The organism is Caulobacter segnis, assembly GCF_003243465.1.
GTDB classification, from domain to species: Bacteria; Pseudomonadota; Alphaproteobacteria; order Caulobacterales; family Caulobacteraceae; genus Caulobacter; species Caulobacter segnis_A.
Window position 1 is genome coordinate 65,078 of sequence record NZ_QFQZ01000010.1, and the last position, 10,734, is coordinate 75,811.

At 68.4% G+C, this 10,734-nt stretch carries 7 protein-coding genes and 1 pseudogene; 4 read left to right on the top strand and 4 right to left on the bottom strand.

The window, feature by feature from the left end; all coding sequences use genetic code 11:
• Positions 1–5: 5 nt before the first annotated feature.
• The gene (locus DI526_RS05345; protein WP_304275009.1) at positions 6–1,016 is read right to left on the bottom strand and encodes an alpha/beta fold hydrolase; all 1,011 of its coding nucleotides are present in this window, start codon (positions 1,014–1,016) and stop codon (positions 6–8) included.
• A gap of 197 nt (positions 1,017–1,213) precedes the next feature.
• On the opposite strand from DI526_RS05345, the gene DI526_RS05350 reads away from it, so the two are divergent.
• Positions 1,214–2,737, top strand: coding sequence for a hypothetical protein (locus DI526_RS05350; RefSeq protein ID WP_304275012.1), 1,524 nt, complete (start codon positions 1,214–1,216; stop codon positions 2,735–2,737).
• Positions 2,738–2,873: 136 nt separating this feature from the next.
• On the opposite strand, the gene DI526_RS05355 is transcribed toward DI526_RS05350, so the two are convergent.
• Both DI526_RS05355 and DI526_RS05360 read right to left on the bottom strand, forming a co-directional pair.
• A complete protein-coding gene (locus tag DI526_RS05355) occupies positions 2,874–3,608 on the bottom strand; it encodes an EF-hand domain-containing protein (protein WP_304275015.1) in 735 nt (244 codons plus the stop codon).
• Positions 3,609–3,868: 260 nt separating this feature from the next.
• Complete coding sequence (locus DI526_RS05360; RefSeq protein WP_304275017.1) at positions 3,869–5,524, bottom strand: long-chain-fatty-acid--CoA ligase; 1,656 nt, start codon at positions 5,522–5,524, stop codon at positions 3,869–3,871.
• A gap of 200 nt (positions 5,525–5,724) precedes the next feature.
• Here DI526_RS05360 and DI526_RS05365 point away from each other — a divergent pair, with 200 nt between their 5' ends.
• Positions 5,725–7,485, top strand: a complete 1,761-nt coding sequence (locus tag DI526_RS05365) for an ATP-binding protein (protein WP_304275020.1) — start codon at positions 5,725–5,727, stop codon at positions 7,483–7,485.
• A 386-nt stretch (positions 7,486–7,871) separates the two neighbouring features.
• Positions 7,872–8,214: pseudogene (locus tag DI526_RS05370) on the top strand (DUF559 domain-containing protein).
• Between the two features lie 125 nt (positions 8,215–8,339).
• On the opposite strand, the gene DI526_RS05375 reads toward DI526_RS05370, so the two are convergent.
• Entirely contained in the window at positions 8,340–9,839 is a 1,500-nt protein-coding gene (locus DI526_RS05375; RefSeq protein WP_304275023.1) for a bifunctional aminoglycoside phosphotransferase/ATP-binding protein, read from the bottom strand.
• 145 nt (positions 9,840–9,984) lie between these two features.
• Here DI526_RS05375 and DI526_RS05380 point away from each other — a divergent pair, with 145 nt between their 5' ends.
• The gene (locus DI526_RS05380) at positions 9,985–10,608 is read left to right on the top strand and encodes a TetR/AcrR family transcriptional regulator (RefSeq protein ID WP_304275026.1); all 624 of its coding nucleotides are present in this window, start codon (positions 9,985–9,987) and stop codon (positions 10,606–10,608) included.
• The last annotated feature ends 126 nt before the right edge of the window (positions 10,609–10,734 follow it).

The following is a 10,734-nucleotide window of genomic DNA, read 5'->3' on the forward strand; positions in this document are numbered from 1 at the left end:
GCCGGTTAGCGCGCGGGGCGCGCGCTCACCTCGGCCAGGAAATCCCGGATCGCGGCCAAAACGGGCGCGGGCTGATTGGCCTGCATATAGTGGTTGGAGTCCGGCACGGTGATGTTCCGCCCTCGGCTGGAGCGGGCGGCCAGCGCCGCATGTCCGCGCTTCAGAACCGCCTCGACGGATTGGTTGAAGGCGTCGGACGCGCCCGGCGTCGGCGGGAAGGCGGTGCGCGTCAGGACGAGCAGGGGCAGGTCACCCCAGTCCTTTTGCGGCCCCTTGTCCTCGTCGATATGGCCATACTCCGAGGCGATCGTCTCCCACCGCTCAGGGCGCTGGTAGACAGGCAGCATCCGCGCCGCCTCGTCGCGCGTGTAATAGGGCAGGTTCGCCCTGAAACAGTCTTGCGGAGCCTCCAGCGTTATCTCGTGACCGCGGGCCTTGGCCGCGCAGTTCGACCATTTCGCATAGGCCTTGTCTCGCAAGCTGTCGAACAGCGCCTGGTCGGGCGCGGACAGGTTCAGGTCGTCCTGGCCGTAGAACCCCGGATCCACCAGCACCATGCCGGCGACGTCAGCCGGGAAGCGCTCGTAGTAGTAGGGGGCGTAGCGTCCGCCGATCGAATGCCCGATCAGCACCACCGGCGTGCGCACGCCGGCCTTGCGCAGCAGGGCGTGCAGGTCGTCGGTGACGTTCTTGGGCGTGCGGGGCTGGTCCGAGGCCGGGCTCTGGCCATAACCCGCACGGTCGTAGAAGCAGGTCCGGTTGGTCTTGCTGAGATCGGCCTGGATGTACTGCCAGTCCAGGATCGTTCCGCCCAGGCCCTGTTCGAAGACCAGGGTCGGCGCGCCCTCGCCGATGCAGACCATGTTCAGCCGCCGGCCGCCCCCGATGTCGATCAGGCGCCGGTCGAGCAGCTCCGGACTGCTGCCGGCGGTCATTTTCGGCGGCGTTTCCCGCGCCAGCGCCAGGGACGGCAGCAGGGCCGTCAGAGCCAGGACGCAAATAGGAAGATGACGCACCAGGAGCCTCCCAATCAACCTCCGGTGAAGCTTTTCCGAGGATGCGGCGATTCGATGGCGTGTCCGGCGGGCGCGGCCCGGGGGGGCTCGTCACAACGCTGCGCGAAAAAGGGTTGCCAATCTCGGTGATCGAAACGCAACCTTGGGTGGAATGTGCATCGGGCGCTCTCACGACGCCACAAACCCCGGGGGGAAAGATGGAGTGGCTTTCGCGCGTGCTCGTCGCCTTGGTGGTCATGGTGATGGGCCAGTCGGCCGTCGCGGCGGATCGCTGGCTGAAGGCGACCACTCCGCACTTCAACGTCTACGGCGCGATCGACGAGCCCGAGCTGAGGGAGGCCGCGTCCGACCTCGAGCGCTATCACCGGCTGCTGGCCGGGGTGATGCGCGTGGAGGACAAGCCCCAGGCCGCCCGTCTCGACATCTATCTGGTGGCCCAGCGCGACGATCTGGAGAAGGTCGAGCCCGAGGTCGACGCGGTGGGCTTCTATCGCGCCGGGCCCGGCGGCCGCGCCGCCCTGGCGACCTGGAACGCCAGCGATCGCGAGCAGGCCCGTCATGTGCTGCAGCACGAGTATGCGCACCACTTCATGGCGCAGAACTTCGCCTGGCCCTATCCGCTGTGGTTCCGTGAAGGCTTCGCCGAGTATTTCGGCGCGACCGTGGAGCGGGGCGACAAGCTGCAGCTGGGCGGGCCGGTGGCGACGCGGGTTCCCTCGCTGGAGCGGCAGTCCTGGATCACCCTGGACGCGCTGCTCGACGCGCGGATGGATTCGCCCCGGCTGGGCATGGTCTACGCCCAAGGCTGGCTGCTGACCCACTATCTGTTGGGCGATCCGGAGCGAGCCGGGCAGTTGCGGGCCTATTTCGCCGCCTTGCGCGCCGGCCAGCCCGAGCCGGACGCCTTCGTCGCCGCCTTCAAGACCGACAAGACCTCGCTGCAGCGACAGCTGACCAGCTACGCCAAGTCCGGCATGACCATGACGGTCGTTCCTGTCGCTCCCCTGGTCGCCGAGGACGTGACGGTCACCGCCCTGTCGCCGGCCTATGGCGACCTGATGCTCGACTCGCTGCGCCTGATCCGGGGGCGTCGCGGCGAGACCGACCGGCAGGCCTCGGACATCGTCAAGGCCATCGCCGCCAAGGCCGCCAGATATCCCGACGACCCGTTCGCGACCCGCACCCTGGCTCATGCCCAGCAGGCTTTCGGCGATCCCACCGTGGCGGTCGAGCTGCTGAAGGGAACCCCGGCGCTGCAGACCGATCCCTACGCCCAGTATCTGCTCGGCGTGGCCTGGCAGACGGTCGGCCGGCGCGATCCAGCCCGGTTGGCCGAGACGTCCGGCGAGTCCAGGAAGGCGCTGGCGCGGGCCCTGAAGCTGGACCCGACCTTCTATCCGGCCCTGTACCGCTATGCCCGCACCCAGCCGCAGGACAGCGACGCCGCCCTGGACGCGCTGGTCGGGGCGCATCTGCTGGCCCCGCAGGTGGAGCAGATCCGGATCGACGCCGTGATCGCCCTGCTGGGCAAGGGCGAGTACGACAGCGCCGCCGGCCTGATCGCGCCCCTGGCCCAGTCGCCGCACCTGAGCCTCAATGTGGCGGTGGCCCAGGTCCTTCGCGAGAAGGCCATCGCCCATCAGGGGGCGGGCGCCGATCAGGCCTTGGTCGCCGAGGCGCGCAAGCGGCTGGAAGTCCTGACGGCGGCCGCCAAGGGCTGAAGGCTTTCGGCCTCATGCTCTAGCCGTGGGCCTTGCGAGGAGGGATCGGACGTGAGCGCAGCGCGAGCCCACGCCCGACCTTTGTTCCGCGAGCGCGCTCGAGCGGTTTAACCGCCCATGCTAAACCTGACGCGCTCTAGGACGGCGTCATCTCTTCAAGGGTCAAGGTCCCGTCGCGATCGGCGTCGAGCCGTTCGAACCGGGCGCCCGCTTTCCCTCGCATCTGGGCGATGGCCAGCTCGACGCCGGGCGCCTGGGCCTTGATCTTGGCGACGGCGGCGTCGGGCAGGGTCGAGCCCTCGATATATTCGGCCTGGGTCAGGCGGTGGTCCTGATCACGGTCGCCGCGCTTCATGATCGCCATGGCGGCGCCTGTCCGCATGAACCGATATTCCTCGAAACTCAGTCGGTGATCCCCGTCCTGGTCGAGGCTGGACAGGGTCTCGTCGGCGCTTGCGGCGGACGAAATCCGCGTCGCGCCCGGCTTGGACGACGTGGACTTGACCGAATAGGTCACGCCGTCCTCGGGCGGCTGGTACTCCGAGGCGACGATGAAGCCGTCCTTGTTCTGGTCCATGGCGGCGAAATCGTCGCGGAGGCTGGTCGCCTGGCTCGCGCTCGGGGCCAGGACGAACACGGCGCCCAGGAGGCTGGCGGCGGCGAGGGTGGGATAGACGAAGGTCCTGCGGATCATCACGGCTTTCTCCGATGTGAGGATTTCCACCGGACGCGCCAGATAGCCCTCGATGAAATCGCGAACGAGGTCGCTCGCCGCCCGGTTCTCCGCCTCGCACCGTTGCATGAAGTCGCGCTTCATGCCGTGCGGGAGGCGAACCTGGAGGGTTTCGGACTTCTTGGGATCACGCTTCATAGGGGGCAGCCTGTAACGTTCCGGAACCCCACGCAAGCAGCCGCCGAAACCGCCGGAAACCCCCGAGGCGTCCGGACAGCGGCGGTATCGTGTACGTACAGAGCCATAGGCCGTGTGACAGGCTAGAGCGTGAGGCCGAAAGTGGGAACCGGTTTCGGCTTAACTCACGCTCTAAGTCTTTGATTTAGAGCCTTTTAAACGCCTGAAATCGATTCCGATTTCAGTCTAAAGGCTCTAGGCGCGGTCGGTGTCGACACCCCTCACCCCGGCAGCGCGTAGTGTTCCTCCGCCAGCCGCTTGCGGATCAGCTTCTTGTCGATCTTGCCCGTCGCGCCCAGCGGGATGTCCTCGACGAACAGCACGTCGTCGGGGGTCCACCACTTGGCGATCTTGCCCTGCAGGAAGTCGAGGAACTCAAGCCGCGTGGCGGTTTCGCCGGGCTTGAGCTTGACCAGCAGGACCGGGCGCTCGTCCCATTTGGGATGGGGCACGCCGACCACGGCGGCGAGGGCGGCCTTGGGGTGGCCGACGGCGATGTTCTCGATCTCGATCGTGCTGATCCACTCGCCGCCCGACTTGACCACGTCCTTGGCCCGGTCGGTGATCTGCATGAAGCCTTCGGGGTCGATCGTGGCGACGTCGCCGGTGTCGAAATAGCCCTCGGCGTCGAGGATGGTCCCGCCCGCGCCCTTGAAGTACTCGCCCGCGATGATCGGCCCCCGGATCTTCAGGTGGCCGAACGCCTTGCCGTCGTGGGGCAGGGGCTTGTCGTCGTCGTCCTTCAGGCAGATCTCCACGCCCAGCGGGGGCCGCCCCTGCTTAAGGCGCCAGGGCATCTGCTCGTCATAGGAGAGCTTGGCCAGCTTGTCGGTCATCACCGACAGGGTGCCGACCGGCGAGGTCTCGGTCATGCCCCAGGCGTGGACGACCTCGACGCCGTAGTTGTCGTGGAACGCGCGGATGATGCTCTCGGGGCAGGCCGCCCCGCCGATCACCACCTTCTTGAGCGTCGTGATCTTGCCGTTGGTGCTTTCCAGGTGCTGCAGCAGCATCTGCCACACGGTCGGCACGGCGGCCGAGAAGGTCACGCCTTCCGTCTCCAGCAGCTCGTGGATCGAGGCGCCGTCCATCTTGGCGCCCGGCATCACCATCTTGGCCCCGGTCCCGGGCGCCGAGAAGGTCACGCCCCAGGCGTTGGCGTGGAACATCGGCACCACGGGCAGCACCACGTCCTTCTGCGACAGGCCCATCACGTCGGGCTGCAGGGTGATGAAGGTGTGCAGGAAGTTCGAGCGGTGGGAGTAGAGCACCCCCTTGGGATCGCCCGTCGTGCCCGAGGTGTAGCAGAGGCCCGCGGCCGTATCCTCGGGGAAGCCGCCCCAGGCGACGTCGGCGGAATGCTGCTCGACGAGGTCCTCATAGCACAGCAGGCCCTTGAAGTGCGGGGCGTCGCCGGCCAGGGCGAAGTCGGCCGGCATGTGGTCGCTGTCGGTGAAGACGACCACGTACTCGACGCTGGGGATGCGCGGGACGATCTGCTTGAGGATCGGCAGGAAGGTCAGGTCGGCGAAGATCATCCGGTCGCCGGCGTGGCCGGCGATCCAGGCGATCTGCTCGGGGAAGAGGCGCGGATTGAGGGTGTGGCAGACCATGCCGACGCCCATGATGCCGTACCAGGCCTCCATGTGGCGGCCGGTGTTCCAGGCCAGGGTGCCGATGCGGTCGCCGGCCTTCATGCCCAGGGCCAGCAGGGCGTTGGAGACCCGCTTGGCCCGATCGCGCATCTGGCCATAGGTGGTGCGCACGATCGGTCCCTCGACGGACCGGCTGACCACTTCGCGGTCGGCGTGCCAGCGCGCGGCGTGGTCCATGATCTTGTCGAGGGTCAGCGCCCCATGCTGCATCAGCCCATACATCGGCCGTCTCTCTCCCGGTTAATTATCGTTGTTCACTAGAAGCTAGTGGGCCGTCCGCAATTGTGCAACGCAGCGCCACCGTAAAGCGAGGCGCTTGCCCGGTTCGGCCCGCCGCGATGATCGGTCGCATCGCGTCTTCAGGGTCTTCTGATGTTTTAAGTCGAGCCTGGGAGAACGAGGTTCGTCGTTCGGAGACCGGCTTGGGCTGGCTTAGCGAGACATGGTCCGACGCGCGGCTCGACGAGGTCGCGGCCGACACCTATCGGCTCACGCCGCCGCGCCTGGTCTCGGCGACCCTCGCGGCGGTGGTGGTCGGCTATGGCGTCGGGTGGTCGCTCGCGGTCGGCTGGCTGGCGAGCCTGCTGGCCTGCGAGGGCGCGGCATGGCTGATCACTCGGCGTTTCAAGCGCGGCCGTCCCGGCACCGCCCAGCTGCGCGCGCTGTTCGCCGGAGCGTCGCTGCCGATCAATGTGGTCTGGGCGTGGCTCGGCGCGATCCTGTGGCTCGAAGGCTCTGGCGACACGCGTCTGGGCGCCGTCGCCGTCTGGTGCGGCCAGGTGATCTACACCCAGAATTTCCGGCACCAATCGGGGCCGCTGGTGGTGCTGAACGGCGTGGCCCCGATGGCCTGCCTGGTCGTCTTTCCGTTCTTCCTGCTGCCGGGGGAGGGACCCGGGACGATCGCCGCGCGCTGGGGCCTGCTGCTGCTGGTGGCCACCACGGTCAACGTCATGCTGCTTAACCGCGCCGCCGCTCGCAAGATGGACGCCCTGACCCGCGACCTTCGCCAGGAGCGGGAGCGGGCGCTGGAGGCCGCGCGCGCCAAGTCGACCTTCATCGCCGTCGCCAGTCACGAGCTGCGCACCCCGATGAACGGCCTCCTGGGAATGGCCCACGCCCTGGAGCTCTCCGACCTGTCGCCGTCCCAGCGCGAGCAGGTCGAGCTGATGATCCGCTCGGGCGACAGCCTGATGCACCTGCTGAACGACGTCTTGGACCTGTCGCGGATCGAGACGGGACGGATCGAGCTGGCGCCGGTCGACCTGAACCCTCGCACCCTGGTCAACGAGGTCGCCAACGCCTGGCGCGACGCCGCCGCGTTCAAGGGGCTGGCCCTCACGGTCAATATCGCGCCGGAGCTTCCGGAGACGATCCATGCCGATGACCTGCGCATTCGCCAGGTGCTGACCAATCTCGTCTCGAACGCCATCAAGTTCACGGCCGTGGGCGGGGTGTCGCTGGACGCCAGGCCCGTCGTGGCTGCCGACGGCCGTCGCATGATCGCGATCGCGGTCGCTGACAGCGGCCCCGGCGTGCCCGACCACGCCCGCGAGCGGGTGTTCGACAGCTTCACCCAGGCCGACGAGACGGTGTCGCGCGACTATGGCGGGGCAGGCCTTGGGCTCAGCATCGCCCGGGCGCTGGCCCGGCGCATGGGCGGCGACCTGACCCTGGCGCCCAGCGAGACCGGCGCGCGCTTCGTGTTTCGCTTCGAGGCCGCGGAGGCGGCCGCGCCGGCGGCCCAGCCCCGGAAGACGCTGGAAGACGCGCCGGCCCTAGACCAGGTGCGGGTGCTGATGGCCGAGGACAATGCGGTCAACCAGCTGGTCGTCCGCGCCATGCTGGAGCCGCTGGGCGTCCTGCTAACCGTGGTCGGCAACGGCCAGGACGCGCTCGAGGCGATGGGAGACGCCCGCTACGACTGCGTGCTGATGGACATCAACATGCCGGTGATGGACGGGGTCACGGCGCTGGAGGCCATCCGCGCCGGCCGCGTCGGCGCCAAGCCGCCGCCTATCATCGCCCTGACCGCCTCGGCCATGGCCGGCGATCGCGAGCGCTTCCTCGACATGGGCTTCGCCGACCACCTGGCCAAGCCGATCCGGCCCGCTGAGCTGGTGATGGCCATCGCCTCGACGGTCGGTGGCGGGAACGAGGGGCGGCTTAGGGGCGCGGCTTAGGTTTCGCAGTCTCTCAAATAGACCGACCTTCCCGGCGACACGTCAGTGCGGCGAAGCCAATGCCGGGATGCAGATCGAACCCACGAACGCCCATCCGCTAAACAGGACGCGAATGTCGCGTCATCCCCAGCCGCTCCGGATGAACCTGCCCTCCCGGCATTGGCTTCGCCGCACTGACGTGTCGCCGGGAAGGTCGGGTTTGTGGATGGAAGCCGGAGGCTGCAACCGGTCCTCGTCGGACCTTGCGCGAACCCCTCTCTCTTTGAGAGAGGGCGGGGCCCGTCCCGACGGAAGTCGGGATGGGGAGGGTGAGAGGTTTCACCGCCCGGCGGAAAACCAGGATTCCTTTCGTTGAGCGCGCCCCCGGACCGGCTCAAGCTCCAGCCATGGACCGGATCGCCACCGCCTGTCGCCTTCGCAGGGATCAAACCCTGGCCGAGAAGACGCTGTGGGCTCTCGTCCGTAATCGCCGCTTGGGCGGGTTTCGCTTCCTGCGCCAGCACCCGATCGACCGATATTTCGCCGACTTTGTTCTGCGAGTCCGCGAGGGTGATCGTGGAACTGGACGGCCCCGCCCATGAGGGGCGCGAGGACTACGATAACCGCCGCACGGAGACCCTGACGCTCTTCGGCTATCTCGTCCTGCGTTTCCAAAACGAGCGGGTGCTGGCGGACCCCGGCGGAATGGCGGACGAGATCCTGTCGGTATTGCGTTCGGGCAGGCAGTAGCCTCTCACCCTGCCATCCCGACGGTCGTCGGGACGGGCCCCTCCCTCTCTCCAGAGAGAGGGATTGGGCGCCGTTCTTCCCACCCCAAGCAGACCTTCGACCGATCCGCTTCTGCCGCGCTCCGCCTACCCCATCGCCTCGGCCAGCGCCCGGGCCTCGTCCTCGAAGGCGCTGACGGTGTCGACCTTGTGCCAGGCGATCTCGCCGGGATCGCGGGCCAGCTGGGTCTCCAGCACCGCGACGTCGGCGTCCGAGGCGTCGTTGACGCGGGCGGCGACGCGGGCGCGCAGCACCTCGGGCGGGGCCTCCAGCCAGACGCCCTGGAAGGCGACGTCGGCGGACTTGGCCAGGGCCTCGGCGCGGGCGCGCTCCTCGGGCTTGAGGAACACCGCGTCCAGCACCACCGAGCGGCCGGCCTTCAGGCACAGGGTCGCGTCGTGGAACAGCTGGTCGTAGGTCTTGGCGCTCATCTCCGGCGTATAGGCCTCGCGCGGCAGGCGTTCGAGCGACGGCACGCCCCACAGGCGCTTGCGGATTTCGTCGGTGCGCAGGACCACCGCGCCGGGCGCGGCGCCCAGGCCCGGGGCGCAGACCCGCGAGAAGGTCGACTTGCCCGAGCCCGAAAGGCCGCCGGCGGCGATCAGGCTGACCGGGCGCGGGGCCAGATGCTCCAGCGCCGTCTGCAGATAGGCCCGCGCGGCCTCGTCGTCGCCCGTATAGGCCCAGACGTGGGTGCGGACGGCGGCGCGCACGCTCAGCATCAGGGGCAGGGCCGCGAGACCCGTCCATAGCCCGTCGCCGAACGATCGGGCGGCCTCGTCGAGATAGGCGTTCAGCACCCGGCCGGCCGCGTCCCGGCGGCGACGGAAGTCCAGGTCCATCAGCAGGAAGGCCAGGTCGTACTGGACGTCGATGTCCGACAGGGTGTCGTTGAACTCGATGCAGTCGAACAGGATCGGCTGACCGTTCTCGATCAGGATGTTTCCCAGGTGCAGGTCGCCATGGCAGTGGCGGGCGAAGCCGTCGGCGGCGCGCGCGTCGAGCAGCGGGCCGAGGCGCTCCAGGGCGATGTCGGTCTCGTGGACGAGACGCTCGACGGCCTGCTTGCCCAGGCGCGGCGCCAGGCCCCGCAGCAGGTTGGCGTTGGAGCGGATCGTGTAGCCCAGCGCCGACACCCCGCCACCCTGTGGGCGCAGGCTCGAGCCTGCGTGGAAGCGAGCCACGGTGCGGCCCAGCGAATCCTCCAGCGCGTCGTCGATCGCCCACGGCTGGGTGGCCAGCACGCCGTTCTGGTCGAAGCGACGCATTTCCAGCAGGTACTCGACGATCTCGCCGTCGCCGTCGATCTCGATCCCGCCATCGGCCGCGCGAGTGAGGCGGCGCACCTCGCGGTAGATGTCCGGCGCGGCGGCGCGGTTGAAGGTCAGCTCCCGCTCCAGCGCCCAGCGGCGCAACTCCAGCGTCGAATAGTCGAGGAAGCCGAAGTCGACCGGCCGCTTCACCTTGAAGGCCGAGCCCCCGATCAGGAACACGCGGGCGCACGAAGTCTCGATCGTGTTTTCCGCCCGCTCGCCGAACCAGGCGGCGACTTCCTGTTCGCGCGCGGCTTCCACGTCCTTGATCACGCCTGAGATCCCGTCTCTTCCGCCCACGAATTGAGCGCGAGGGCTGCATAGCCGAAAGACGCCGCGAAGTCCTCTCGCGCATCTCTTGCTTAACCTTCGTTTTCGCGGCTAGATTGCATCACCATCGAAACAGCGGGTCTCCCCTATGCTCGTCGGCGCAGGTCTCAAGCGGTCGGGTCACAAGCGCGAGGAGATCCTCGCCTCGGCCAGGGCGCTATTCCTGCGCGAAGGCTATGCCGACGCCGGCATGGAGGTGGTGGCGCGCGCGGCGGGCGTTTCGACGGCCACGCTGTACGCCTACTTCCCGGGCAAGGCGGATCTGTTCCGGGCCATCGTGCTGGAGACGGTGGCCAGCTTGACCGCGCCGGTGCGCGAAGCCGTCCGCGTCAAGGGCGACGCCCGGACGCGGCTGACAGCGCTGGCTTGCGCCTATGCCAGCTTCTTCTCCCAGCCCGACTCGCGAGCCCTGTTCCGGGTGGTGACGTCCGAGCGCCGCCGCTTCGAGGACGTGGCCGAATATCTGCTGCAAAGCGCCCGCGACGAGCTGGGCGGGGCGGCGATCGCCGTGATCAACGACCTGGTCAAGACGGGCGAGCTGAAGGTCGAGAAGGCCTCGTGGGCGGCCAGCCAGCTGATGGGCATGCTCGACCACGTGACCCTGGTGCTGGGCCTCTCGGCCGGCGACGAGGTCCAGCCCCGCCGCGCGCTGAGGGCCATCGCCGAGGACGCGGTCGAGACCTTCCTGGCGCGGTATGGCGTGCGGGGGTGAACTTCTAAACAGCCATATTTCCGGTGTCATCCCGGCTAGCGCGAAGCGCGGAGAGCCGGCGACTGTGTTGGGTCAACCGGGCTTTTGCCAGGGCTGATTTGATTTCAGCATGCCGTTTGCGGCGAC

What these genes read in the sequence shown, in the direction of transcription:
- DI526_RS05350 (WP_304275012.1), top strand. Translation starts at nt 1,214, where the DNA reads ATGGAGTGGCTTTCGCGCGTGCTCGTCGCCTTGGTGGTCATGGTGATG.
- DI526_RS05355 (WP_304275015.1), bottom strand. Translation starts at nt 3,608, where the DNA reads ATGAAGCGTGATCCCAAGAAGTCCGAAACCCTCCAGGTTCGCCTCCCG.
- DI526_RS05380 (WP_304275026.1), top strand. Translation starts at nt 9,985, where the DNA reads ATGCTCGTCGGCGCAGGTCTCAAGCGGTCGGGTCACAAGCGCGAGGAG.
- DI526_RS05360 (WP_304275017.1), bottom strand. Translation starts at nt 5,524, where the DNA reads ATGTATGGGCTGATGCAGCATGGGGCGCTGACCCTCGACAAGATCATG.